At 42.8% G+C, this 24,269-nt stretch carries 25 protein-coding genes; 10 read left to right on the forward strand and 15 right to left on the reverse strand.

Annotated features, from left to right (window positions below; all coding sequences use genetic code 11):
• Positions 1-154: 154 nt before the first annotated feature.
• Positions 155-808 (reverse strand): DUF2057 domain-containing protein, encoded by a 654-nt coding sequence (locus CW749_RS17085; RefSeq protein ID WP_101113484.1) that lies wholly within the window; start codon positions 806-808, stop codon positions 155-157.
• Positions 809-964: 156 nt separating this feature from the next.
• Between CW749_RS17085 and cueR the strand changes: the two genes are divergently transcribed.
• The gene (gene cueR, locus CW749_RS17090) at positions 965-1,360 is read left to right on the forward strand and encodes a Cu(I)-responsive transcriptional regulator (RefSeq protein ID WP_101113485.1); all 396 of its coding nucleotides are present in this window, start codon (positions 965-967) and stop codon (positions 1,358-1,360) included.
• 53 nt (positions 1,361-1,413) lie between these two features.
• Here the strand turns inward: cueR and CW749_RS17095 are convergent, their stop codons facing one another.
• The 5 genes from CW749_RS17095 to CW749_RS17120 form a co-directional block, all read right to left on the reverse strand.
• On the reverse strand, positions 1,414-1,866 hold the full coding sequence (locus tag CW749_RS17095) for an NfeD family protein (protein ID WP_101113486.1): 453 nt from the start codon (positions 1,864-1,866) through the stop codon (positions 1,414-1,416).
• Between the two features lies 1 nt (position 1,867).
• Positions 1,868-2,785 carry an SPFH domain-containing protein gene (locus CW749_RS17100; protein ID WP_101113487.1) on the reverse strand — a complete coding sequence of 306 codons (918 nt, stop codon included), beginning with the start codon at positions 2,783-2,785 and terminating at the stop codon, positions 1,868-1,870.
• Positions 2,786-2,977: 192 nt separating this feature from the next.
• Entirely contained in the window at positions 2,978-3,832 is an 855-nt protein-coding gene (locus tag CW749_RS17105) for a co-chaperone YbbN (protein WP_101113488.1), read from the reverse strand.
• A gap of 335 nt (positions 3,833-4,167) precedes the next feature.
• Complete coding sequence (locus CW749_RS17115) at positions 4,168-4,995, reverse strand: SDR family oxidoreductase (RefSeq protein WP_101113489.1); 828 nt, start codon at positions 4,993-4,995, stop codon at positions 4,168-4,170.
• A 219-nt stretch (positions 4,996-5,214) separates the two neighbouring features.
• The gene (locus tag CW749_RS17120) at positions 5,215-6,129 is read right to left on the reverse strand and encodes a TIGR01777 family oxidoreductase (RefSeq protein ID WP_101113490.1); all 915 of its coding nucleotides are present in this window, start codon (positions 6,127-6,129) and stop codon (positions 5,215-5,217) included.
• A gap of 412 nt (positions 6,130-6,541) precedes the next feature.
• On the opposite strand from CW749_RS17120, the gene CW749_RS17125 reads away from it, so the two are divergent.
• The 5 genes from CW749_RS17125 to yfcE all read left to right on the forward strand — a co-directional run bounded on the left by CW749_RS17125 (position 6,542) and on the right by yfcE (position 9,508).
• On the forward strand, positions 6,542-7,276 hold the full coding sequence (locus CW749_RS17125; protein ID WP_101113638.1) for a DUF1538 domain-containing protein: 735 nt from the start codon (positions 6,542-6,544) through the stop codon (positions 7,274-7,276).
• A complete protein-coding gene (locus CW749_RS17130) occupies positions 7,273-8,067 on the forward strand; it encodes a DUF1538 domain-containing protein (protein WP_101113491.1) in 795 nt (264 codons plus the stop codon). The genes CW749_RS17125 and CW749_RS17130 overlap by 4 nt, the downstream gene beginning before the upstream one ends.
• Positions 8,057-8,407 carry a P-II family nitrogen regulator gene (locus CW749_RS17135; RefSeq protein WP_101113492.1) on the forward strand — a complete coding sequence of 117 codons (351 nt, stop codon included), beginning with the start codon at positions 8,057-8,059 and terminating at the stop codon, positions 8,405-8,407. The genes CW749_RS17130 and CW749_RS17135 overlap by 11 nt, the downstream gene beginning before the upstream one ends.
• Entirely contained in the window at positions 8,404-8,811 is a 408-nt protein-coding gene (locus CW749_RS17140) for a CBS domain-containing protein (protein WP_101113493.1), read from the forward strand. Before CW749_RS17135 ends, CW749_RS17140 begins: the two co-directional genes overlap by 4 nt.
• Before the next feature lie 151 nt (positions 8,812-8,962).
• Entirely contained in the window at positions 8,963-9,508 is a 546-nt protein-coding gene (gene yfcE, locus CW749_RS17145; RefSeq protein WP_101113639.1) for a phosphodiesterase, read from the forward strand.
• A 15-nt stretch (positions 9,509-9,523) separates the two neighbouring features.
• Here the strand turns inward: yfcE and CW749_RS17150 are convergent, their stop codons facing one another.
• The 4 genes from CW749_RS17150 to CW749_RS17165 are packed head-to-tail and all read right to left on the reverse strand — an operon-like array spanning position 9,524 to position 12,031.
• The gene (locus tag CW749_RS17150; protein WP_101113494.1) at positions 9,524-9,802 is read right to left on the reverse strand and encodes a SelT/SelW/SelH family protein; all 279 of its coding nucleotides are present in this window, start codon (positions 9,800-9,802) and stop codon (positions 9,524-9,526) included.
• A gap of 10 nt (positions 9,803-9,812) precedes the next feature.
• The gene (locus tag CW749_RS17155; protein ID WP_101113640.1) at positions 9,813-10,577 is read right to left on the reverse strand and encodes a sulfite exporter TauE/SafE family protein; all 765 of its coding nucleotides are present in this window, start codon (positions 10,575-10,577) and stop codon (positions 9,813-9,815) included.
• Positions 10,578-10,622: 45 nt separating this feature from the next.
• A complete protein-coding gene (locus CW749_RS17160; protein WP_101113495.1) occupies positions 10,623-11,165 on the reverse strand; it encodes a regulatory protein ToxS in 543 nt (180 codons plus the stop codon).
• Positions 11,165-12,031: a transcriptional regulator gene (locus CW749_RS17165; RefSeq protein ID WP_101113496.1), complete on the reverse strand. Its 867-nt coding sequence runs from the start codon at positions 12,029-12,031 to the stop codon at positions 11,165-11,167. Before CW749_RS17165 ends, CW749_RS17160 begins: the two co-directional genes overlap by 1 nt.
• Before the next feature lie 270 nt (positions 12,032-12,301).
• On the opposite strand from CW749_RS17165, the gene htpG reads away from it, so the two are divergent.
• The 4 genes from htpG to rfaH all read left to right on the forward strand — a co-directional run bounded on the left by htpG (position 12,302) and on the right by rfaH (position 17,260).
• The gene (gene htpG, locus CW749_RS17170) at positions 12,302-14,206 is read left to right on the forward strand and encodes a molecular chaperone HtpG (RefSeq protein WP_101113497.1); all 1,905 of its coding nucleotides are present in this window, start codon (positions 12,302-12,304) and stop codon (positions 14,204-14,206) included.
• A 280-nt stretch (positions 14,207-14,486) separates the two neighbouring features.
• The gene (gene adk, locus CW749_RS17175) at positions 14,487-15,131 is read left to right on the forward strand and encodes an adenylate kinase (protein WP_101113498.1); all 645 of its coding nucleotides are present in this window, start codon (positions 14,487-14,489) and stop codon (positions 15,129-15,131) included.
• A 234-nt stretch (positions 15,132-15,365) separates the two neighbouring features.
• Positions 15,366-16,331, forward strand: coding sequence for a ferrochelatase (gene hemH, locus CW749_RS17180; protein WP_101113499.1), 966 nt, complete (start codon positions 15,366-15,368; stop codon positions 16,329-16,331).
• Positions 16,332-16,744: 413 nt separating this feature from the next.
• A complete protein-coding gene (gene rfaH, locus CW749_RS17190) occupies positions 16,745-17,260 on the forward strand; it encodes a transcription/translation regulatory transformer protein RfaH (RefSeq protein WP_101113501.1) in 516 nt (171 codons plus the stop codon).
• 28 nt (positions 17,261-17,288) lie between these two features.
• Here rfaH and asnB read toward each other — a convergent pair whose 3' ends face one another.
• The 5 genes from asnB to nagB form a co-directional block, all read right to left on the reverse strand.
• Positions 17,289-18,953: an asparagine synthase B gene (gene asnB, locus CW749_RS17195; protein WP_101113502.1), complete on the reverse strand. Its 1,665-nt coding sequence runs from the start codon at positions 18,951-18,953 to the stop codon at positions 17,289-17,291.
• Between the two features lie 227 nt (positions 18,954-19,180).
• A complete protein-coding gene (locus CW749_RS17200) occupies positions 19,181-20,764 on the reverse strand; it encodes a cation:proton antiporter family protein (protein ID WP_101113503.1) in 1,584 nt (527 codons plus the stop codon).
• 124 nt (positions 20,765-20,888) lie between these two features.
• Positions 20,889-22,103 carry an ROK family protein gene (locus CW749_RS17205; protein ID WP_101113504.1) on the reverse strand — a complete coding sequence of 405 codons (1,215 nt, stop codon included), beginning with the start codon at positions 22,101-22,103 and terminating at the stop codon, positions 20,889-20,891.
• Positions 22,104-22,105: 2 nt separating this feature from the next.
• Positions 22,106-23,242, reverse strand: a complete 1,137-nt coding sequence (nagA, locus tag CW749_RS17210) for an N-acetylglucosamine-6-phosphate deacetylase (RefSeq protein WP_101113505.1) — start codon at positions 23,240-23,242, stop codon at positions 22,106-22,108.
• Positions 23,243-23,255: 13 nt separating this feature from the next.
• The gene (gene nagB / locus CW749_RS17215) at positions 23,256-24,059 is read right to left on the reverse strand and encodes a glucosamine-6-phosphate deaminase (RefSeq protein WP_101113506.1); all 804 of its coding nucleotides are present in this window, start codon (positions 24,057-24,059) and stop codon (positions 23,256-23,258) included.
• Between the last annotated feature and the right edge of the window lie 210 nt (positions 24,060-24,269).

Genomic DNA, 24,269 nt, shown 5'->3' on the forward strand with positions numbered 1-24,269 from the left:
TTGCCGACGTGCTAGACACGTCGGCTTTTTTACCAAATAAGCTAGAGATAGTTTTAGGTGAAAGCTGAAAAGCAGACAAAAGAAAAGCCACTTTGAGTGGCTTTTCTTTTGTCTATACTATTTTACTCTGTGGCTTATTTTTTAAAATATAAGATTAGTTGATATTGGAAATAGCCCAAGATAGAAACGCTTTCTTATCTTCTTCTGATGCGTGTTTGAATAGCTTTTGCAACGATTCCAAATCTGATGAAGCAACGTGTTTTACTTTTTTCTCGCTCTTTTTCGGCACTGGCTTGCTTTGAACGGGCTTTTCGGAAAAAGCAGCTAAACTCGCAGGTTCTGAGCTAGCATTAAAATTACTGACTTCTTGAACCATATCCGGCATGAAAGTAAACCCGACCTTGATTTGACCTGTTTTTAGAGAATCGACTTGACCTGTTGGGCCATTCAAAAAGAACTTTGGCTCTTTATTGAAAGCTTCACCTTGGCTAAGCGTGGTTATCCGAGGTACGGTTAACTCTAGGCTTGTATCCCTGGCGTCAAATGTTGCAACCAAAGGTTGAGATTTAAATTTTGTGTTTTTACTTCCTGCTTCGGTAACGACTTTTGCGACTCGAAATACCAGTTGGTTTGTGCCGTTGGGTACGGTGAGTGTTTCTTGATAATCGAACCCAAAACCGGAATACCCGATATCTTCTCCATTGACGATCATAAGCTGAACATCTTTAGGCATTGAAATTTCAACATCAGCCAATGTAGAAAATGGTATTAAAGCTGATGAAAGCAATAGCTTATGACTTAATTTCATAGTTCTCTCCCTGCAATATGAGAAACAAAATCCATATTGTATTTTATTATTTGTATCGCAAATAAAGTATTAATTAATCTCGTCTTTGCGATCTTACGCTTGAACTAATTTACGGTTATATTGATAGTGTAAATATAGGTTTTATTGAGCTATTTTATGAATGTATCGAAAGTCGCTAAACTTACAGGGTTGACCCCTAAATCCATTCGGTTTTACGAATCGAAAGGCGTCACTTCTCAAGCCATACGCAGTGCTAATGGCTACCGCACTTATTCTGAAAAACACATAGAAGAACTGCAATTGGTCGCGAGAGCAAGAGCGGCAGGGTTCAGTCTGGATGAATGTAAAAGTTTACTGGAACTTGCGTTCAACCCATCGCGAACAAGCGCTGAAGTGAAAGCGAAAACACGAGATAAACTCGTTGAAATAGAAACCAAAATCGCAGAATTAAACTTGATGAAGAATCAATTAGAAAGTTGGATTTCTGAGTGCCCAGGGGATGAAGGAAAAGAGTGTCCGATTATTGATAATTTGTGTGGGCATAAAAAATAGGTTCGCCACCAGACAAACCTATTTCATTGTGAACACCATTTTAGAACAGGGTATTACTCTATAGCTTCAATAGTAAGGACTATTCCGTCAACGGCGGTTACTTTAACAGCGGTGCCAGCACTAAGAGGTCGCTCACTCATTGCAGACCAAGTGGTATCACCCATTCGTATGCGACAGCGTCCTGCTTCTATGTCTTCTTCTAGGCGAGTTATTTGCCCTACAAGCTGTTTGTCTCGTTGATTTAAGTTCGTCTCTTTTTCATCTAAGACGTCTTTTTTGTGTTGGTAGCGCCACCAAAGCCAAGTGGTTACGAGTGAGAATACAGCAAAACATACCCATTGAAGCTCCCAACTGATTGGAAGAAGCAGTTTCACAAACCCCACTAGGATGGCTGATATGCCAATCCACAATAGGTAGCCCGCGGTGCCAAGTAGTTCTCCACACAGCAACACCAAACCGAGAGCAATCCAGTGCCAGTGGTTCATCTGGTTAAGGATTTCTATCATATTATTTCTCTTTCGAGTCTTTGAACATTTCTGCGATACCCGCCACAGATCCCATCAAGCCTGTTGCTTCTAGTGGCAGCATAATGATCTTTCCATTTTCAGCCTGACCAATGGACTTAATCGCTTCAGTATAGCCTTGGGCGATAAAATAGTTTACAGCTTGCATGTCGCCTTGTGCGATGGCGTTTGAAACCATTTCTGTGGCTCTTGCTTCAGCCTCCGCTGCACGTTCTCTCGCTTCAGCTTGTAGGATAGCGGCTTGCTTATCACCTTCGGCTTTTAAAATTTCAGCCTGTTTTTGACCTTCTGCACGTAAAATCTCAGCTTGTCGAACCCCTTCCGCTTCAAGGACTTCAGCACGTTTATTACGTTCAGCTTTCATTTGAGCATTCATCGCCGCGGTAAGGTCGGCCGGTGGTTGAACATCTTTAATCTCGATACGAGTTACTTTTACACCCCATGGATTGGTTGCTTCATCTACGATAGAAAGTAATCGAGTGTTGATCATGTCACGCTGGCTTAGCATTTCATCTAATTCTAGTGAGCCCAAAACAGTTCGGATATTCGTGAGTGTTAGGTTACGGATCGCGTGTTCTAGGTCATTAACCTCGTAAGCGGCCTTTGGGGCGTCCACTACTTGTACGAAACAGACAGCGTCAATGGTTACGTTGGCATTGTCTTTTGAAATCACTTCTTGTGCCGGAATATCGAGTACACGTTCCATCATGTTTATTCGGTGACCGACGGAATCGATAAATGGGATAATAAGGTTTAAACCTGGCTTAAGGGTTTGGGTGTAGCGACCAAAGCGCTCTACAGTCCAGTTATTGCCTTGAGGAACGGTTTTTACACCAGCTACGATAAAGATAATGGCGACAAAAATAAGCACGCCAACGGTGATGAGAATATCGAGTTCCATGACTATATCCTTAATATATATTGGATAAAACAGAATACAGTGAACCGAATTAATCTGAAACTTAATTTATGAAACGAGTTTGATTTTTGCGCTGTATTTAGCACGTCCATAACAATTTAAAGGGAGAGGCGTTTAAAGGCAGTGTATTCTGTACCTGCTTAAGTACCAGCAAACCACACTGCCTTTGAAGAGTTAGTACAATAATGAATAAAGTTTTCGTCTATATTGACCGGCAAATGCATGCCCTTGTCCAAGTGCTGCCAATATATCCATAAAAGATTTCTTTAGATCGCCATCAAGTGCATTCAAGTCTTTTGACAGGAATGACCAAAGCAGCTCTAACGCTTCTTCATCTCGACCAACTTGATGGTATTGCAAGCCTAGGTCGTTTGCTAGTTGAGCATCGTTTGGTGATTGTTGAAATTGTTGCTCTAGCGCTTGGATTTCTGGGCTGTCAGCAGCTTGCTTTTGCAGATCCAGTTTGGCGACTAGACCTTTATAGTAGTTGTCTTGATATTCTAATGGGATTGTTGATAGAAGCTGTTCAGCTGACTCAAATTGATTCGTTTCTAACAAACAATCTACGGTGACCAACTTAACGTCACCACGCTGTTTGAATTCCTCTTCTAAGGCCGAGATGTCAGCTAATGCCTCGGAATATTGTTGTGCTTGAATCTTTTCTTGAATGACTTTGAGCGCAAGTTCGTCTTGACTAGGTAAATGTTTTGCGAGCATTTCTTTAATTTGCTCAATCGTTTGAGGGCCGCCTAGACCATCAACAGGTTGACCATTTACAAATAGGGCGATTGTTGGCAGAGCCTGTACACCAAATTGACCTGCAATCATTTGCTCTTGTTCGCAGTTTAACAAAGCAAGAGTAAATGCACCTTGGTATTGGTTGGCTAGAGTTTGCAAATCGGGAATGATTTGCGCACTTTCTTGGCTCATCGGAGCCCAAAAATGTATTAGTACAGGTGATTGGGCTGAACCTTCGAGTATTTGGCGAAAATTCTGCTCATTTAACTCAACGATGTAATCAGACGACATGGTCTTTCCTTAATTATGGGCACTCCCTATTAGGTAAGGGTAATTAGGCGAGAAATCAAGAGGAAATGCCACATGATGTGGCACTTGGGTAATAAGCAAGCAAAGGAGTAAGTCACAGTATTAAAATAAGAAGCACTACACCTATGCTCAGCCAGTTCAGCTGGTTTAGTGTCATTGTTTCCTCAACAGGTATTGCCAGGGGATACGGGTAAAGCAGAATCTTCTTCAGTGTTAATACTAGAGAAGAATTATTAACGTTTAATGACACTATTAAAATTAATGAGTGAAACTCGTAGTTTCAAAAGAACTCATGTCTCTGGTTACTTGGGTATAAGCTATGCTGCCTTTGAAAGGATTCTATCCAATAAACGAGTCGGGAGAATACGTTTTAGGATGGCAAATACTTTGGTTGGTGTTGTTACTCGATAGCGAATCTTGGGTTTAGGGGACTCTATGGCATGAATAAGCGGTTCAATAATAGATTCTGCAGGTAAGGTAAAAGCGTTACCAGATTTGTCATTCGCCAAGCGTTGAAGTTGCAACTCGTATTCTGCTTTATGGACACTCGATTCTACAGGAATCCACTGTTTAAAATGCTTTAGGGCATTAGCTCTAAATTGCGTCTCGATAGGACCGGGTTCAATCAGAGAGATATGAACACCTGAACCTTTCAGTTCCAATCGTAGGGTATCTGTCCAGCCTTCTAGGGCAAATTTTGAAGCGTTATAGGCTCCCCGATATTTCATTGCTGCAAACCCGAGGACAGAGCTATTTTGGATTATTCGCCCTGCTCCTTGCTTACGCATGATTGGCAATACCTGTTTCACCAGTTCGTGCCAACCAAAAACATTGGTTTCAAATTGCTCTCGAAGAGCTTCAGTAGGGAGGTCCTCCAATGCGCCAGCTTGCCCGTATGCACCGTTATTAAAAAGGATGTCAATTTTACCTTCTGTGAGTTTCAGCGCTTCTGAAAGACCATTACTAATGCTGTCTTGCAGGCTTACATCCAATTGAACACATGTGAGACCTTCCGATCGAAGCCTTTCTACATCTTCTTGGTGGCGGCATGAAGCAATAACATTGTAGCCTTTTTCATGCAGTGCGTGCGCACAAACGTAACCGATGCCAGTAGAACAACCAGTAATAAGAACGGTGGCTTTCATTAAGTTTCCTTGTGGGATTTGAGCATAGGGTTTTGTTCCATTGCTTTATTAAAGAATTGGAAAGAGCTCATCGCTATACACCATCTTTTCTTTAAGCTGAGAAAGAATACAGAGCGATGAGTTTTGCTTCATGAGGTTAGTTATATACCCAAGTTAACTCTCGCTGAACCTAGTATCTTGAGGTTACTTGGGTATAGTAACCATAATTGGTCAGCAGCCCTAATCTTGGTGTTGCAAAATATTTTTGAGTGCCGGCTCAAGACGAGAATATGTAAATATAAAACCCAGTTCCGTTAAGTGTTTAGGTTTAGCTCGAATACTATCAAATAACAAGGATGAAGCCTCGCCCAATGCAAGCTGAATAACCCATTTAGGGGTAAATAAGATATGAGGTCGATTCAAGACCTTAGCTAGGGTTTTGCTGAAAAGCTGATTCTGAACAGGGTGAGGGGCGCACAGATTAAACACGCCACGCGCATAGTCGGTTTCAAGCAAATACATTATGGCTCTTACCATGTCTTGTAGGTGGATCCATGGCATATACTGTTTCCCGCTGCCTATTGGTCCACCTAGCCCCATTCTGTATGGTAGGATCATTTTTTCAAGTGCCCCTCCGTTGGTGCCTAGTACGATACCTGTTCTGAGTAGGCACACTCGCGTTCTGTCAGATTCAGCTCGTTTGGCGATCGTTTCCCATTTGGAACACACTTGGTGAGCAAATTGCTCTTGGTGAACATGGAGGTTTTCATCGAATGGATGAGATTGTTGATCTCCGTAGTAGCCGACAGCAGAGCCGCTAATAAAAACCGAGGGTGGCTGGGTGCTTGCGTGAACAAGCGACACCACTTGTTTGGTTATGTCCCAGCGACTATCACATATCTTTTGCTTTTGAGTGTCTGACCAGCGTTTATCTGCGATAGGCTCGCCAGCAAGATTGATCACAGCATCGAAATCATTGAGATCGGAGAACGAATCGAAATCAGCGATGTATTCGATATTGCCAAAGTCGGCATGGGTAAGTATTTCTCTAGCCTTTTCAATATTTCGAGTGAGAACGACGAGCTGATGACCAGCCAAGTGCTTTACGAGTTCCTTTCCAATAAAACCGGTTCCTCCGGTCAACAACACTTTCATGTTCTTCCTCATTGTCTTCTTCCGTTCTTCATTATAGACGTTGGTCGCTAAGATAGATCAAAGTGGCGTTTGAGAATCAAGCGCCGTGATCGCATAAAGCTTGGGCAATTCGGATAATTGAGCATTACGTGGACAACACGTCTCACAAATAATTCCTTCTTAAATTTCATCACTCCAGCGGTGTCACATTTTCTTACATATTTATGTGCCATGCTGTATATGTCCAAGTCATTTTGAATGTCTCGGTTTACACCCATATTAAAGCAACAGGTATCGACTTGAGCTTTATCTAAGTAGTCAGGTCCGTTTTACAGAATGTGGCTACAAAGAAGAATTTTGAGTAATCACAGAATATATAACGGCTGTTCTTATGGGGGCACTGCTTGCGATTTACGTTTACACAGGGGGTGTGATGGCTGCCATTTTTGCGCTTGCTAAGTCCATGTTGTCGAGTTTACGGGATCTGATGCCCATTATTTTGGTGATCGGTTTTTTTCAACTGGTTGTCCTCCAAGAACCTCTTCCTAATTTGTTGTCCATTTTGTTTGGCTTACTGCTTGTGGTCTTAGGGCTCACTTTCTTTATTTTTGGTCTTGAAATGGGGCTTTTCCCAATCGGTGAGTCTATGGCTCAGGCTTTTGCTCGTAAAGGAAGCGTAGTTTGGCTGCTCATTTTTGCCTTTAGTTTAGGATTCGGGACGACCATTGCGGAGCCTGCGCTTACTGCAGTCGCACAAGAAGCATCGGAAGTTGCGGCTGAAGGTGGAGTGATTGCGCATACTGAAGAGGCGATGGAAAGCTACGCAGATGGTCTTCGGTTAACGGTCGCACTTTCTGTAGGTGTGGCCATTGTTATCGGGGTGATCCGCATCTTAAAAGGATGGCCTATCCACATTATGATTATCGGTGGCTACATCGGCATCGTGATTCTTACGGGGTTTGCTCCTGATACCATTATTGGCATAGCTTATGATTCTGGAGGGGTGACCACATCGACGATTACCGTGCCGCTAGTCACAGCGCTTGGTGTCGGTTTGGCTTCTGCGATTAAAGGTCGAAACCCTATGATAGATGGATTTGGTCTGATTGCTTTTGCTTCTTTACTTCCAATGATGTTCGTCATGATCTACGGGATGGTGCTGTCATGATCAGTGTGTCCCTATTTGTCGATACCTTTGTTAGCACTGTGACTGATGTTATTCCCATCGCCTCGATTATCTTTGGTTTTCAATTTGCAGTCCTTCGAAAGCCCATTGCGAATTTGACGAAAGTTGTTTTGGGGTTTGTTTATGTGTTGATCGGGCTTTCGCTCTTTTTAATTGGGCTTGAACTGGCCTTGTTCCCACTAGGGGAAACAATGGCAAGCCAACTTACTGAGCCCCAATTTTTGCAAGAATTTAAAGTGTCTATTGGCCAGTCCCTAGAGTGGATAGATTACTACTGGGTGTACTTATTTGCCTTTTTTATTGGCTTCAGTACCACGGTTGCAGAGCCATCCCTGATTGCTGTTGCAATTAAAGCAAATCAAGTTTCTGGCGGCTCCATTAGTGTCAATGGGTTGCGAATTGCCGTTGCACTGGGTGTCGCGGTAGGCATATCACTAGGCAGCTATCGAATTGTGGTGGGTGATCCAATCCATTACTACATCATTTCTGGATATATCGTGGTGGTTATCCAAACCTTTTTTGCACCAAAGCTGATAGTGCCACTGGCATACGACTCTGGTGGTGTAACCACATCTACCGTTACGGTTCCCTTGGTTACCGCGTTGGGGCTAGGACTTGCTTCAACGGTACCAGGACGAAATCCAGTGATTGATGGCTTTGGTTTGATTGCTTTTGCCAGCCTATTTCCGATTATTTCAGTCATGGGTTACGCACAACTCACCCAATGGCTGAATCAGCGTGCTTCGTCTAAGGAGAAAGAAAATGCGCTTTAAACTCATTATTGCTTTTGTCGAAGAAAGCAAAACAGATGTGGTTCTTGATGCTGCTCGCGGCGCGGGTGCTACTGGAGCAACGGTAATTAATCACGCAAGGGGAGAAGGCGTTAATAAGAAACGCACTTTCCTTGGGTTGACATTAGAGGTTCAAAAAGATGTCCTCTTGTTTGTTGTCGAAGAACATTTGTCTCGCCATATATTAGAAAAAATCAGTGAAGTTGGTGAGTTTGATGAAGCATCGGGGCAGGGGATTGCGGTGCAAATTGATGTTGAAGATGCGGTTGGGGTCGCGCATCAAGTTGAAACCTTAACCAGTGTGGTAGAGGAAAAGTTATGAGTATGCAGATGATGATTCAAGTCAGAGAGGTAATGTCGAATTCCTATGTCATTGTGGATGGCTTGACGACAGTTCAGGAAGCGATTCATTTGGCAAAAGAGCACCAAGTAAAAGCGTTGCTAGTGGATAAACGATATGAAGACGATGAATACGGCATCGTGTTAATGAACGATATCGCCAAACGCGTTTTGGCGCAAAACCGCTCGCCAGAGCGTACGAATATCTATGAGATTATGACGAAACCAGCTTTGTCGGTAAAGCCAACAATGAACGTGAAATACTGTGCTAGGTTGTTTGAACGCTTTGGCATTAGCCGAGCTCCCGTAGTGGAAGACGGGAAGGTAATCGGTATGGTTAGTTACAACAACATTGTCATCAATGGTATGTCAAAGCTGTCTAGCTAAATACTGAGGCGGCTAAGTCATAATATCTTCCTAGCAAAATAGGCTCAACTACGTATAGAATCCCCTAGGTTATTGTGGGTTTAAGGCGCGCCTAAGCCCAATATTTAAATGGGAAAGCTGACTAATGGGTAAGCTGTTACATGGTAAAGCTATGAAGCTATTTTTTGCCTCGGACATACACGGTTGCGAACATGCGACCAATAAAGTCATTGATGCATACTTGAAATCGGGTGCGGACCATTTCATTTTGTTGGGTGATACTCTAAACCACGGTCCAAGGAATCCAATTCCAGAAGGCTACAACCCTCCAGAGGTGGCGAGAAAGCTAAACGAGTACGCTCAGCACATCATTTCCGTTAGAGGTAATTGCGATAGTGAAGTGGATCAAATGCTGCTTTCTTTCCCAATGATGATGGATTATTCATGGGTGCTGCTAGAAAGTGGCAAGCGACTGTTTTTGACGCATGGGCATTTGTTCAATACCAATAAGCGTCCGCTATTGAGAGACGGTGATATTCTCTGCCATGGGCATACTCATATACCCATTGCAGAATTAGATAATGGGGTCCTTGTGTTTAACCCAGGAAGCGCCACTTTTCCTCGAGATGGATTCAAAGCCAGTTACGGGCTTTATGATAGCGGAGTATTGTCGGTGTTCACCTTCGATGGAGAACAAATCGCTCAGTGCAACCTTTAGGTTACACCCTATTGATTACTTAGAGTCGGAATGACCCAGATCTCTTTCTGGGTCAATAACATCGCGAACTTTCTGTTTGAGTACCTTTGCTTCTGGAAAGCCTCCATCTTGTTTCCTTTCCCATATCACATTTCCATTGCAGTGAATTTCGAAGCGCCCACCAGTATCGGGGTGCAGAGAAACCGTTTCGATTTCTTCGCTGAACGTGTGCAATAGTTCCTGACTTAGCCATGTGGAACGTAACATCCAATTACACTGTCGGCAGTAGTAAATATCTATGATGGCTTTTTGCATGGTTCGCTCCTTAAAGCGCTGAATAAATGAGTTTAAGGCTGACTAAAATGGTCAGAACTTCAAAGGCTAACTTGATGACAGAATTAGGAAGCCGCCGCGTTGCAATAGCACCAAGCCATCCACCTAAAAAAGAACTCAGTAATAAGATTGGTACCCACGCCCAATGCGGGGCAACACCAACTTGAACGATGGCGACCGCACCAATTCCATTCCAAAACAGCCCAACGCAAACTAGAGTGAGGGCGACAGCCTGTTTATAGCTGAATCCAAACCATCGAACGAGAAACAAGGTAACGACTAAACCAGAGCCTGCCGTCAACGAGCCATTAAATATGCCGAGAAGAAAAAGCGCACCGCCGCCTATCATCCACCCAAGGCGATCTCTGTGGGTGGGAATCTCTTCTTGTCCCATGTTTTTTTTAACACGAGAATAAATACCAAGAGATAAAATGATGATACCTAACAAAAGCTCTCCAGCTTTGCCTGGCAACATAACCACGACGTGTGCCCCAACAACCACACCGAAGCAGCCTGTAATGACAAGGTAGCTTGCCAGTTTTAAATCAAATTGCCTCGCTTTGAGGTGAGAAAAAGCAGCGCCTAACCCCATAGCAACGGTGGCAATCTTGTGTGTCGCTAATGCGGTTTGGAAGCTTAATCCAAGGAAAATAAGCAGTGGGAACTGAAGCAAGCCAGCACCACCACCAGCAATAGAAGAAAGAGTGCTGGCGGTTAACGAGCCAACAAATAGGTAAGCGGTTTGTATCCAGTCCATAGCCATATCAAGAAAAGGGAGACATTCCATGCCTCCCTTTGAAAGTTAGTGAGAATATAAAACCGTGGAGCCATGATCTAAGCTGGTCATCAACAGGGCTTTCGCGTTAATAATTTCAACTCGTCTGCTCTGCTGCGCGTCCATTTTGAAGATTTGCGTGATGACTTTGAGTTGCTTATTCGTAAAATCTTCACCCTGGTTTGAAGAGATATCTTTAAACTCATTTGGCTCGATCAGTAGGTAGTTATCACTCAGCTCCCAAGAACCATTTTCCGAGACATTAATAGTGGAAGAGGTTTGTTTTTCATGGGTTCCTGTGTACAAGTTAATTCGTGATACTCGCAGGTACGTTCCATTTGGTAAATATTTTACATTGGAATCAATGGTTGCTTTACGTAATGGTCCTATGACTTCGTCTTGCTCAGTGTCTGACTCAATAAACAAACGAGTGACCATGCGCGATTGCCACTCGCGAGACGTAAGTACGTTCTCAACCTTTGCGCCGAATTGTGTGTATATCCAAACACTGGTTAGTGCAGACACAATCAACATGACAATCGCGATTTTCAGATTTTTAGAAATATTCATTAGTTACACACCTGAGCAAAATCCGGTTTAGTAGAAAAAATACGCAATGTGACGTTTTCGCTAGAATAATTGATCGAGTGAATATAGTTCAAAATGATTTGACCATTCTGACCACCAGTCGCGATGACTTGTACTGGTGACAAATCCCCTTCATGTCTTGCAGCGTAGTGTTCAATGCACTGCTCAATATTGGGCAAGGATTGAGCCATACTAGGGTGGTTTTCTGGCATTCTTACTGGAATACCACTCACTTCTGAAATGGTCACAAATGTTGATGGTTTTTCCTGAGTACCAAAAAATGTAAGCACTGGAACTAAAATAGCCAAGAATGCAGTAACCCAAAGAAGTCTGCTTGGTTTCTTCTTAGTCTGCGGGGTGTCAGTTGGAGTAGGCGGCGTGCTTTCATTTTCATCACGGATTTCTATTTGTACTACCGATTCTGTATCGATGGCGTCCGACTGTTCCAATTGCGGAGCTGCCACGTCAGTCGGTTCTGAAATTTCATCACCACCTGCGGAAGGTGCACTTCGCTCTACCGATGAAATCAGTTGGTAGCCTCTTTTGGGCACCGTTTTTACAAATTGAGGTGATTTAGTGGAGTCCTTCAGCATCTTTCTTAACGTGGAGATTGCCTGAGTGAGACTCGAGTCATCGACCTGAAATCCTTGGTCTTGCCATACATATTCGTGTAACTGCTGACGAGTAATAACCTCGTTTGGTCTTTCCGACAGCATCAACAAAATACGGCTTTCATTACTTCCCAGACGAATAACTTCACTGTCGCTATGTTGGTCTACCAGCGAATTGCTGTTGGGATCAAATACAAACCGTTGAGCGAGAATGAATTTAGTACCGATATTAGTCATTATTGAAGCGCTTAATCTTGGTTAAGGTTCTGTGAACCAGAAGGAATGCGGGTGTGATTTCTATCACACTTTATCTTCTTTGAGAATTTTTACGCACCATAGAATAATCAAAAATGATCAAAAAAACACTGTTTTTATCTGTTTTGACCTTGAATTTACATTTACCAACCACATCTATCTAGCATTCTTGGAATTAGTTTGAAAACCAAGCATAAAGAAAGTTCCTGGTTTTCAATTCTACTTATCTAAATGTCTAGTTTTGGAGTGAAGATGAGCGAGACAACGACACACAATAAAGAAACTCGAGGCTTTCAATCTGAAGTAAAACAATTACTTCATTTGATGATTCATTCTCTATATTCGAATAAAGAAATCTTCTTACGAGAGCTGATTTCTAATGCTTCAGATGCGGCTGATAAACTGCGCTTTCAAGCTCTATCAAACGCTGAACTGTATCAGGGTGATGCTGAATTAGGTGTTAAGCTGTCTTTTGATGCGGACGCAAATACCTTAACCATCTCTGATAACGGCATCGGTATGAGCCGAGATGATGTTATTGAACATTTAGGTACTATTGCGAAGTCGGGTACTGCTGATTTCTTTTCAAAGCTGTCTGACGACCAAAGCAAAGATTCTCAACTGATTGGTCAGTTCGGTGTTGGTTTCTACTCTGCATTCATTGTTGCTGATGCTGTGACTGTGCGTACTCGTGCTGCCGGTCTTACAAGTGATGATGCCGTACAATGGCACTCTGCTGGCGAAGGTGAATACACCATCGAGAGCATTACTAAAGAATCACGTGGTACAGACATCGTGCTTCACATGCGTGACGAGGGTAAAGAATTCCTTTCTGAATACCGTCTTCGCGACGTGATCAGCAAATACTCTGATCACATTGGTATCCCTGTTTCTATTCTAACTAACGTTAAAGACGAAGAAGGAAAAGAAACAGAAGAAACCAAATGGGAACAAATCAACAAAGCGCAGGCTTTGTGGACTCGTAGCAAGTCTGATATCTCAGATGAAGAATACAACGAATTTTATAAGCATGTTGCCAGTGACTTTGCTGATCCACTAACGTGGAGCCATAACAAGGTTGAAGGTAAAAACGACTACACAAGTTTGCTGTACATTCCAGCTAAAGCTCCGTGGGATATGATGAATCGCGACCATAAGAGTGGTCTAAAGTTGTACGTTCAACGCGTTTTCATTATGGATGACGCCGAGCAGTTCATGCCAAGTTACTTGCGTTTTGTTCGTGGTTTGATTGATTCCAACGACCTTCCATTGAACGTTTCCCGTGAAATCCTACAAGACAATAAAGTGACTCAGTCTTTGCGTAGTGCATGTACTAAACGTGTATTGGGACTACTAGATAAAATGGCTAAGAAAGACGAAGAGCAATACTTGTCTTTCTGGAAAGAGTTTGGCTTGGTACTGAAAGAGGGACCAGCAGAAGATTTTTCTAACAAAGAGAAAATCGCAGGCTTGATGCGTTTTGCTTCCTCTGAAGTTGATAACTCTGATCAAACAGTATCGTTGTCTTCTTACGTTGAACGTATGAAAGAAGGTCAGGATAAGATTTTCTACCTAACAGCAGACAGCTATGCTGCGGCGAAAAATAGCCCGCACCTAGAGCAGTTCAAAGCGAAAGGTATTGAAGTCATCCTGATGTTTGATCGCATCGACGAGTGGCTAATGAACTACCTAACGGAGTTTGACGGTAAGCAATTCCAGTCAATCACGAAAGCAGGCTTAGATCTAAGCAAGTTTGAAGACGAAGAAGAGAAAGAGAAGCAGAAAGAAACGGAAGAAGAGTTTAAGTCTGTTGTCGAACGCACTCAAACATACCTTGGCGATCGTGTGAAAGAGGTTCGTACTACTTTCAAATTAGCGTCTACACCGGCTGTTGTGGTTACGGATGATTTCGAGATGGGTACGCAAATGGCGAAGTTGCTAGAAGCAGCGGGTCAGGCTGTCCCTGAAGTAAAATACATATTTGAGTTGAACCCTGAGCACGATATGGTTAAGCGTATGGCGGATGAAGCCGACGAAGAGCTATTCGGGCGCTGGGTGGAAGTATTGCTAGGTCAGGCTATGCTTGCTGAGCGTGGCGCTTTAGAAGACCCGACGCAATATGTAGGTGCCGTGAACCAGCTTTTGACTAAGGTGTAATAGTCGAAACGCCATCACTGAGTAACACTGTATTTAAGCCCCGCTTTTGAGTGGGGCTTATTACCTAAATTGAAAATGGCGCTTTAAATTCAACTTTGGTAATTAGATTTTGGTCACTTTTTGAGTAGCCAGATAGGCAAGGGTCGAAAATATCTGTTTATGTATGGTATATTCACGCCCGATTTCATTGAGGTCTAACACCTCGTAAAGCAGTTATACCGAAACTTACCGTTCAAGCTGTGAGCTTCGGTATAAATTAAAAATATTAAGAGGATCCAACATGCGCATCATTCTTCTAGGTGCTCCAGGTGCAGGTAAAGGCACGCAAGCTCAATTCATCATGGAAAAATATGGTATTCCACAAATTTCTACTGGTGACATGCTACGTGCGGCTATCAAAGCGGGCACTGAGCTTGGTAAACAAGCGAAAGCAGTGATCGATGCAGGTCAGCTTGTTTCTGACGATATTATTCTTGGTCTAATCAAGGAACGTATTGCGGAAAGTGACTGTGAAAAAGGCTTCCTTCTGGACGGCTTCCCTCGCACAATTCCTCAAGCTGACGGCTTGAAAGAAATGAGCGTAGATGTAGATTATGTTATCGAATTTGATGTCGCGGACAGTGTTATTGTTGAGCGTATGTCTGGTCGTCGTGCTCACCTAGCATCTGGTCGTACTTACCATGTTGTGTACAACCCGCCTAAGGTTGAAGGCAAAGATGACATCACAGGTGAAGACCTAGTTGTACGTGATGACGACAAAGAAGAGACAGTGCGAGCTCGCCTAGGTGTTTACCATGAGCAAACAGCTCCGCTTATTCAGTACTACGGAAAAGCCGCTGAAGCAGGCGATACTAAGTACCTGAAATTTGATGGAACTAAGCAAGTATCTGAAGTTAGCTCAGACATCGAAAAAGCGCTCTCTTAATCGGCGTATTTTTCAATATTTTGATAGAGTTAGAGCGGTCATAATGACCGCTTTTTTTGTTTTGATTTTCAAAAAATCAGCGATAAGCCAAGTTTTTACGTGAAAAGGATTAATCCAACTCGCCTTGAGGTTCGTATATCTCTAGACTTAACGTTATGAATTGGCTTAACTATATCCAAGAGACTTGAGTGTCAGGTTTCTCGAATATAATTTTCAACCAGAAATTGGAAAAATATGGAAAACATGCCCAAACAAGGTATTTTGTTGGCGAATTTAGGTACACCTGATGAGCCAACAGCTCCTGCTGTAAAACGATTTCTAGCTCAGTTTTTGATGGACAAGCGTGTAGTCGACCTGACTCGTTGGTTATGGTGTCCAATATTACACTGGGTTATCTTACCGATCCGTTCTCCAAAGGTTGCGAAACTCTACCAGTCGGTGTGGATGGATGAAGGGTCACCCTTGATGGTGTACTCAAAGCTCCAGGTTGAGTCATTAAGATCCGCTGTTAACATGCCAGTAGAACTTGGAATGACCTATGGCAACCCAAGTTTGCAAGATGGGGTTGAGCGCTTAATGGCTCAAGGTTGTAGGGAAATTATTGTTTTGCCACTGTTCCCACAATATTCATCAACGACTACGGCCGCCGTGTCCGATGGTTTGTCGAAAGCTTTTAAGAATCTGCCTGAAATTCCAGGTTATACAATCATTCGTGATTATCATAACCATCCGATGTACATAAAAGCGCTAGCCGATAGTGTTCGTGCCCATTGGCAAGAGCACGGACAGTCCGATTATTTGCTTTGTTCCTATCACGGGATACCTAAACGCTATGCTGACAATGGCGACATATACCCTCAGCATTGTGAGGAAACCACTCGGCTTTTAGCACAAGAGCTTGGACTGACAGACACGCAGATGGGCATGACTTATCAGTCGCGCTTCGGGCGTGAGGAGTGGTTACAACCATACACTGATGAAACCATGGAAGCACTGCCTTCACGGGGAATAAAAAATCTCCAAATCATTACACCTGCCTTTTCAGTTGATTGCCTTGAAACTCTGGAAGAAATTGCCGAGGAAAATAGAGAGATATTTATGGAAGCTGGAGGGGAGGGTTACCAATACATCCCTTGTCTAAACGCCAGCTCTAGCCATATAGACATGATGAACGCCGTTCTTAAGCCTTACATTCGTTAGCGTGTAAAAATCTACACAAGGCTGCCCTCAACACGCAGCCTTTAAATAACCAGCGCTAAGAACTGTGCTTCTACTTACCGTTCTAGCCTTTTCTACTTCTTGTTTGCAGATAAAACAAACCTCCAATCGTTCTGAATAGAATTGCTCAATACGTTAATTTTTGTTTTCAATATTGCATTTAGACTGATAAATGAAAGTGGTATTATTTACTGCTAGCTTCGAAAAACAGAAGCCTTTCAGCACTAATGATTGTGAACTACAGGCTTTTATTTGTAATACACATGTAGAAATTAGTCTGATCATTATGAAAAAGGTTGGTCAAAATAAATTGGTTAACCTACTGATAATTAATAATCTGTTTCTCTCCTTAAGCATGTTTGCTGAGAAATAGTTTAGACAGTTTGGTTATTTTAATGAAACGTTGGTATCTCTTATATTGCAAACGAGGTGAGCAAGCGCGAGCTAAGCTTCATCTCGAAAATCAAGGAATCGAGTGTTATTTTCCCGAAATCGAAGTTGAAAAAGTACTTCGCAACAAGAAACAGACAGTAAAAGAGCCTTTGTTTCCTTGTTATGTATTTATTCGGTTTGACTATCAAGCCGGACCGAGTTTTACCACTGTTCGATCAACTCGTGGCGTGGTCGACTTTATCCGCCGTGGCGCATTGCCATACGAGCTGGAAGGGGACTTGATCTACGAGTTGCGCCTTTTAGAAAAGCATGACGACCATTGTATTAAGTTACCAGAACCAGAAAAAGGTCAGAAAGTTAAAATTGAAGAAGGGCAATTTGCGGGTATTACAGCCATTTATGAAGAGCCTGATGGCGATAAGCGCTCGTTTCTATTGGTAGAGATGATCAATCGACCCGTTAAAGTGAGCGTCGAAAATGAATCACTAAATTGGGAAGAAAATAAAGGCGCTGAATAGCGCCTTTATCGTATTTCTTGATTAAGAATTAGTATGCATCGTTATGGACGGCTTGTACCGCACGACCTGACGGGTCGATACAGTTTTGGAATGATTCATCCCACTCAATAGCTTTAGCTGAAGAGCATGCCACAGAAGGGCCACCCGGCACACATTGCGCTGCTGATTCTAATGGGAACAGCTCTTCGAAAATCTCGCGGTACACATACCCTTCTTTTGTTGCAGGGGTGTTGTAAGGAAAGCGGTAAGCTGCTGTTTCCATTTGCTGGTCAGTGACCTTTGCTTCTGCCACTTCTTTCAATGAATCTATCCAGCCGTAGCCCACACCATCAGAGAATTGCTCTTTTTGACGCCAAGCAATAGAGTCCGGCAGGTAGTGTTCGAAACACTCACGAAGAATGTGTTTCTCCATTTTTCCATTGCCACACATTTTATCTTCTGGGTTTAATCGCATGGCGACATCAATAAATTCTTTGTCTAGGAATGGGACACGACCTTCCACACCCCATGCCGCAAGTGATTTGTTAGCACGAGCACAATCAAACATGTTGAGTGCTAATAGCTTTCGTACGGTCTCTTCATGGAATTCTTTGGCGTTAGGAGCTTTGTGGAAATACAAGTAACCACCGAATATTTCGTCTGCACCTTCACCAGAAAGCACCATCTTTATACCCATGGCTTTGATCTTACGACCCATTAGAAACATTGGAGTCGACGCACGGATTGTTGTGACATCATAAGTTTCGATGTGGTAAATCACATCACGGATCGCATCCAAACCTTCTTGCACTGTGTACGTCATCTCGTGGTGAACGGTACCTATTTTATCTGCTACTTCGCGCGCCGCTTTCAAATCCGGAGCACCCTCTAAGCCGACAGCAAACGAATGGAGCTGAGGCCACCATGCTTCTGATTTTTCATCATCTTCGATACGCATAGCTGCAAATCGTTTAGCAACTGCTGATGTGATAGAGGAATCCAAACCGCCAGATAGAAGTACACCGTATGGCACGTCCGTCATCAATTGACGTTTTACCGCATCTTCAAGAGCTTGTGTGAGTTCTTCTTTGCTGGTGGAGTTACCTTGCACTGCTGCATATTCATTCCAGTCACGAGTGTAGTAACGCTGAGGTTCTGCATCAGCACTTCCGTAGTAACAACCTGGAGGGAATTCACTAATGGTCTTACAAACTGGAACCAAAGCCTTCATTTCTGATGCGACGTAGTAGTTCCCATGTTCATCATAGCCCTGATAAAGCGGAATGATACCGATATGATCACGACCGATTAAGTATGTATCTTTTTCTTCATCGTAAAGAACGAATGCAAAAATACCGTTTAGCTCTTCAAGCAGATCAGCACCTAGTTCTTGGTATAAAGCTAAGATAACTTCGCAATCTGAGTCTGTTTGGAAATCGAACTTGTCTTCGTATCTCGCTCGAAGCTCTTTGTGATTATAAATTTCGCCGTTGACGGCAAGGATGTGTTTTTTGTCTTGGCTATATAAAGGTTGTGCACCACTATTTAACCCAACAATAGCAAGCCTTTCATGAGCTAAGATCGCACGCTCTGAAGAATATATACCGGACCAATCTGGGCCGCGGTGACGAAGCTTTTTAGACATTTCCAAAGCGATAGGTCTTAATGCCGCCGCATCACTTTTTATGTCTAAGATACCAAATACTGAACACATACCATTACCTCAAGTAAATCCGTTTTAATCTTTTAAACTTAATTTGCCATGATCAATTAAAAAAGCAACATTTGGCTTTCAATTTATTTTATCAAAATGGCTTTGATTAAAAATTATTTAATTTATGTGGCTTTTTGGTGGATGAGATCTACTTGCGGATGTTTTTTGTTCGATATGAAGAAAAATACCGGCTTATAAGCCGGTATTTATGCGTTAAGTTTTATATTTTAAACTTTAAATTCAGGTTTGAGCTGTTCACAAACATGTCTTGCGAATCCGCTGCCTGCCTCGTTGTATATATTGAAAGCGGCATCAACCCCCAATTCTGTCAATTCTTCTAGCTGATCGGAATATTCTGCAATGGCAGCAATCTGTCCTTTAAACTCTTTCCGTTGCAGCTGATCTAAGGCTAATTGATTTCCTAGGTGATGGGGCATAGCAAGCAATACCAATTTTACGTTGGCAGTATCGAGTATTCTTTCCCAAAAGTCGGGATCGGTCGCATCGCCTTCAATAACATTACGTCCATGCGCGCGGTGTGTAGCTGCTGCGTCTGATCTTACTTCAACTCCTAGGCTTATTTTTCCATAGCGAGTTCTTAGCTCATCATAGGCACCTGTGCCAATTCTTCCCATACCTAGAATCAAAACCTGAGCGTGACCAGGGTTAATTAACTGGTCTTTGGCATGGAGTGTTTCTGCGGCAGCCTCTTTAAGCCATTTGGCGCTTCGTTGATAGATTTCATGCCCTGCACGGGTGATCGGCGCAGCCAAGACAAAGGAAATAGATACAGCAATTGCAATGGAAACGAGAATATCACCAGGTAACCATCCCATTTTGTAGGCAAGACCACCAACAATAAGTCCAAACTCACTGTAGTTAAAAAGTGTCAGTGAGGCGAGCAAAGACGTACGAACTCTAAACTTAAAGAAATTAATGGTGAAGAAGTACAAAATGCCTTTGACTGGAAGTAGCAACATAAACAAGATAGCCAAAGAAAGCCCCGTCAATGTTGGTTCTTCTGCCAATCCAATGTTTAGGAAGAAACAGACTAAGAACAGCTCTTTTAGATTGAGTAGAGATTTGGATAACTCAGAGGCTTTCTTGTGACCTGCTAAGATCATTCCCATAATCAGTGCACCGAGATCGGGCTTCATACCGACGATATGAAATAGCCCCGCACCAACAACAAGCGCAAAGAAAATACCAAAAAGAACCAGCATTTCTCCGTGCCCAACCCAATCAAGCAATTTAAAGAATAAAGGTCTTAAGAACGGTAGGATAAACAACGCGATTGCATACCATTCCGGAATTTTGCCCGTTGAGGCTGTCAAGAACACTACAGCGAAGATATCTTGCATAACCAAGATACCGATAGCGAGAGTACCGTATGTTGCATTCATTTCGCCTTTCTCTTGAAGGCTCTTAACAGCAAATACTGTGCTAGAAAAGGAAAGAGCGAAGCCAAGCAAGATAAGTTGCTCTAACCCGATTGATGAAAGAGTACTGACACCGAGTGTTTTAAGTAAAAGGAGCGCGGTGGTAAAAAATGCGGTTGAAACGATATTGTGTACCGTAGCGCCTAACCAAATTTCTTTAGCTAATAAGGTTTTAACATCTAGCTTTAACCCTATAGTAAACAAAAGAAGAGTGACACCTAGGTCGGCTAGTGTCGTAAGCGTGTCGTTACTTTCGTAACCAAATGCATTAAGAGCAAAACCCGCAAGCAGAAATCCAACCAGAGGAGGAAGGTTGCATTTAAGGGCTGCAAAACCTGCTAGAAAAGCAACCGAGATAAAAATGAGTTCCATTGAAAGCCAGCTTTTTGTTAGTAGTTAGATTAACTAGTCATTATGTTTGATCGCCAAAACGAAAAATGGGTCGTTTAAACGACCCATTTCTTCAGCGCCAGAACGCTATTTTTCCACCAAACTTTTATTCTTCAAGTAATTTTTGTAACAAAACGCCATTCAGCATTGCTCTTTTAATCATAGCAAACGCTCCCATGGCTGGTTGGTGGTCTAATTCTGATGCAACAATAGGTAATCCAGCATGGAAAGTGGTTAATGATTGTGTTTCCACATTTTTTCTTATCGCAGGAAAAACAATGTCCTGCGCTTTTGTAATATCACCAGCAATAATGATTTTTTGTGGATTAAACAAGTTGATGGTTATCGCGATAGCTTTTCCTAGCTGATTTCCAACTTTAACTAAGCTTTGACCTGCCAGTTCATCGCCTTTTAACGCGTGCTGGCAAACATCTTCCATAGTGGGATTGGAAATGTTGCTAAGGCTAGATTGGTAACCTTTGCTTAATAGTTTACGAATGCGCTCTAAGATTGCTGGGTTCGCTGCTACCGTTTCAAGACAGCCAAAGTTGCCGCATTGGCACTGTTCACCGAGTGGATCAATTTGAATATGACCTATTTCACCGACATTTCGGTTAAACCCTAGAAAAACCTGCCCATTGACAATAATGCCTGAGCCCGTACCACGGTGAACACTAACTAAAATGGAGTCTTGGCAATCTCGGCTTGCACCAAAGTAGTGTTCAGCTAGGGCCATGCCTCTAACATCGTTACCAACAAAGCATTCTACATTGAAGGTATCGCGTACTACGTCGCCAAGTGCAAGATTATCGATATCTGTATTTGGCATGTATTCAACAACGCCAGTTTCGGGATTTACTAGCCCTGGTAATGAGATACCAATTGCAATCAGTTGCTCGATACGGTCTTTGTGTTGTTCAATAAAAGTACGTATTTGCTCTACTAAACCTTCCATTAAGTCGGTTTGGTTTTGGTAGATAAAAGGAGCATAGTGATTAACCAGCTCTTTACCACCGAGGTTGTAAAGGCTGAAATGAATATAATCACGACCGATACGAATCGCGATTGAATGAAAGGGTTCGACTTCCGTCGTGAGAGAGATGGCTCTTCGTCCACCTGTAGAGGCTTGTTGCGCGACCTCTTTAATTAGGCCGCGCTCCAAAAGCTGGCGGGTAATTTTAGTAACACTTGCCGGAGCAAGCTGACTTACATCAGCAACTTGAATCCTAGAAATAGGACCTTGCTGATCAATCAAGCGGTAAACCGCTGCACTGTTGAGTTGTTTAACTAAGTCTACGTTACCTATTTGTCCGCCATTCATGCTTAATTTTGCTCGTATTGTCCGTTAACTACTGTCGCTTTGACATTGAAGTCACGGTCAAATACAGCAAGGTTAGCAACCATACCTTTTTTAACTCGGCCAAGTTTGTCCTCTGCACCAATTGCGCGTGCAGCATACAAAGTAGCCATTCGTAGAGCTTCATCCAAAGCGATACCAACGTGCTCAACTGTGTTTTGAACTGATTCGATCATAGTTAGTGCTGAGCCGCCTAGTGTGCCATTTTCATCAACACACTTGCCATCTCGGTAATATACTTTCTTACCTACAAAAATAAAGTGATCCATATCAGCGCCTGCTGGAGCTGTGGCATCGGTCACTAATACGAGCTTTTCACCCTTAATTTTGTGAGCAATTCGGATGTTCGCGTAGTCTACGTGGAAACCATCAGCAATGATGCCAGCGTATACTTCCGGAGTATCATATATTGCGCCTACAACTCCAGGTTCACGTCCCGCCATTGGCGTCATTGCATTGAACAAGTGAGTCGCAAATGTAATGCCTGCTTCAAAGCCCTGACGAGCTTCAGCGTACGTACCGTTGGTGTGACCAATCGCAACAACAATACCTGCATTTCGAAGTTTTTCGATATGCGCTGGGTCATTTTGCTCTGGTGCAAGTGTAACCTTGGTCACGAGATCGGCATTTTCACAGATGAAGTCGATCATGTCGTCATCAGAACGACGAATGTAATCGACACTGTGAATGCCTTTCTTCATTACATTAAGATAAGGTCCTTCAAGGTGCAGACCTAAAGATTGGTTTTCATACTTGGCATGGTAATCACGCGCAGCGGCGATAGCTTGGCGCATATTCTCATCAGAAGAAGTGATAAGCGTTGGCAAAAAGCTAGTACAACCTGATTTTAGGTTCGCTTCGTGCATGATTTGCATGGTTTCTGCTGTGATCTCATCATTTAGCATCACACCACCACAGCCATTTAGCTGTAGGTCAATAAAGCCTGGGCTGACATTTGCACCATCTAAATCAACGGTTTTAAGGTCAGTAGGAAGCTCAGCGACAGGACAAACAGAGTGAATGTTTACACCGTCGATGATGACGGCGTGGTTGTCCAAGACATCGCTACCTGTATAAATTTTACAGTTAGTTAGCGCATACATAGTGTAATAACCCTTACTTAAGATCTTTAGTGTTTTCTGCTTCTAGCTCTCGGAAGTATTTCACTGTCTTCACTTTTAATTCTTGAGTCGAAGGTTCGTCACAAACGATAACCGACTTAGGATGAAGTTGTAGTGCAGATACTGTCCATAGGTGGTTCACAGAACCCTCTACTGCCGCTTCCAGGGCAAGTGCTTTGTTGTGACCAGTAATTAAGATCATGATTTCTTCAGCGTCCAACAGAGTACCCACACCGATAGTCAGTGAGTATTTTGGTACTTGGCTGATATCGCCATCAAAGAAACGAGAATTCGCAATGCGCGTGTCTTCAGTTAGAGTTTTGATGCGCGTGCGAGAAGAAAGAGACGATGCTGGCTCGTTAAATGCGATGTGACCATCGTTACCAACGCCACCCATAAATAGGTTAATACGACCATAAGATTTAATCTTGTCTTCGTAGCGTTTGCACTCAGCTTCTTGATCTTCAGCATTACCATTAAGAAGATTGATGTTTTCTTCTTGAATATCAATGTGGTTAAAGAAGTTACTGTACATGAATGAACGGTAGGACTCTGGGTGATCAGAAGGAAGACCAACATACTCATCCATATTGAAAGTAACCACGTGTTCGAAGCTTACTTCGCCAGCTTTATGAAGTTCAATAAGGCGCTTGTAAGTGTTTAATGGTGTACCACCAGTCGGCAATCCTAAGACAAATGGTCGATCTGCAGTCGGCTGGAACTTGTTGATTCTGTTGACAATATGACGTGCGGACCATAAGCCAACATCAGTAGCTGTATTAAGTGGAATTAATCTCACGGTGATACCTCAAATTTATACAGGAAATGATTAAATCTTGGCGCCCTAGGGCAATTGTTTTGAATGATAAAATAAGTTTTATGATCTCGCTAGCAAAATCCTTTCCCCTTACCCGAAACGGGTGATTAGGATCACAAATGAAAAGGTTTTAATTTGCGGAGCAAAATTAATGTCATAAACTGACTACGACTAAATTGAGCCACTAAAAAA

Origin of the sequence: Vibrio sp. vnigr-6D03, assembly GCF_002835515.1 — a bacterium.
GTDB lineage: Bacteria > Pseudomonadota > Gammaproteobacteria > Enterobacterales > Vibrionaceae > Vibrio > Vibrio penaeicida.

Excerpts from the sequence above, each read along its gene's own strand:
- CW749_RS17085 (WP_101113484.1), bottom strand. The coding sequence starts at position 808 with ATGAAATTAAGTCATAAGCTATTGCTTTCATCAGCTTTAATACCATTT.
- cueR (WP_101113485.1), top strand. The coding sequence starts at position 965 with ATGAATGTATCGAAAGTCGCTAAACTTACAGGGTTGACCCCTAAATCC.
- CW749_RS17095 (WP_101113486.1), bottom strand. The coding sequence starts at position 1,866 with ATGATAGAAATCCTTAACCAGATGAACCACTGGCACTGGATTGCTCTC.
- CW749_RS17100 (WP_101113487.1), bottom strand. The coding sequence starts at position 2,785 with ATGGAACTCGATATTCTCATCACCGTTGGCGTGCTTATTTTTGTCGCC.
- CW749_RS17105 (WP_101113488.1), bottom strand. The coding sequence starts at position 3,832 with ATGTCGTCTGATTACATCGTTGAGTTAAATGAGCAGAATTTTCGCCAA.
- CW749_RS17115 (WP_101113489.1), bottom strand. The coding sequence starts at position 4,995 with ATGAAAGCCACCGTTCTTATTACTGGTTGTTCTACTGGCATCGGTTAC.
- CW749_RS17120 (WP_101113490.1), bottom strand. The coding sequence starts at position 6,129 with ATGAAAGTGTTGTTGACCGGAGGAACCGGTTTTATTGGAAAGGAACTC.
- CW749_RS17125 (WP_101113638.1), top strand. The coding sequence starts at position 6,542 with ATGGCTGCCATTTTTGCGCTTGCTAAGTCCATGTTGTCGAGTTTACGG.
- CW749_RS17130 (WP_101113491.1), top strand. The coding sequence starts at position 7,273 with ATGATCAGTGTGTCCCTATTTGTCGATACCTTTGTTAGCACTGTGACT.
- CW749_RS17135 (WP_101113492.1), top strand. The coding sequence starts at position 8,057 with ATGCGCTTTAAACTCATTATTGCTTTTGTCGAAGAAAGCAAAACAGAT.
- CW749_RS17140 (WP_101113493.1), top strand. The coding sequence starts at position 8,404 with ATGAGTATGCAGATGATGATTCAAGTCAGAGAGGTAATGTCGAATTCC.
- yfcE (WP_101113639.1), top strand. The coding sequence starts at position 8,963 with ATGAAGCTATTTTTTGCCTCGGACATACACGGTTGCGAACATGCGACC.
- CW749_RS17150 (WP_101113494.1), bottom strand. The coding sequence starts at position 9,802 with ATGCAAAAAGCCATCATAGATATTTACTACTGCCGACAGTGTAATTGG.
- CW749_RS17155 (WP_101113640.1), bottom strand. The coding sequence starts at position 10,577 with ATGGACTGGATACAAACCGCTTACCTATTTGTTGGCTCGTTAACCGCC.
- CW749_RS17160 (WP_101113495.1), bottom strand. The coding sequence starts at position 11,165 with ATGAATATTTCTAAAAATCTGAAAATCGCGATTGTCATGTTGATTGTG.
- CW749_RS17165 (WP_101113496.1), bottom strand. The coding sequence starts at position 12,031 with ATGACTAATATCGGTACTAAATTCATTCTCGCTCAACGGTTTGTATTT.
- htpG (WP_101113497.1), top strand. The coding sequence starts at position 12,302 with ATGAGCGAGACAACGACACACAATAAAGAAACTCGAGGCTTTCAATCT.
- adk (WP_101113498.1), top strand. The coding sequence starts at position 14,487 with ATGCGCATCATTCTTCTAGGTGCTCCAGGTGCAGGTAAAGGCACGCAA.
- hemH (WP_101113499.1), top strand. The coding sequence starts at position 15,366 with ATGGAAAACATGCCCAAACAAGGTATTTTGTTGGCGAATTTAGGTACA.
- rfaH (WP_101113501.1), top strand. The coding sequence starts at position 16,745 with ATGAAACGTTGGTATCTCTTATATTGCAAACGAGGTGAGCAAGCGCGA.
- asnB (WP_101113502.1), bottom strand. The coding sequence starts at position 18,953 with ATGTGTTCAGTATTTGGTATCTTAGACATAAAAAGTGATGCGGCGGCA.
- CW749_RS17200 (WP_101113503.1), bottom strand. The coding sequence starts at position 20,764 with ATGGAACTCATTTTTATCTCGGTTGCTTTTCTAGCAGGTTTTGCAGCC.
- CW749_RS17205 (WP_101113504.1), bottom strand. The coding sequence starts at position 22,103 with ATGAATGGCGGACAAATAGGTAACGTAGACTTAGTTAAACAACTCAAC.
- nagA (WP_101113505.1), bottom strand. The coding sequence starts at position 23,242 with ATGTATGCGCTAACTAACTGTAAAATTTATACAGGTAGCGATGTCTTG.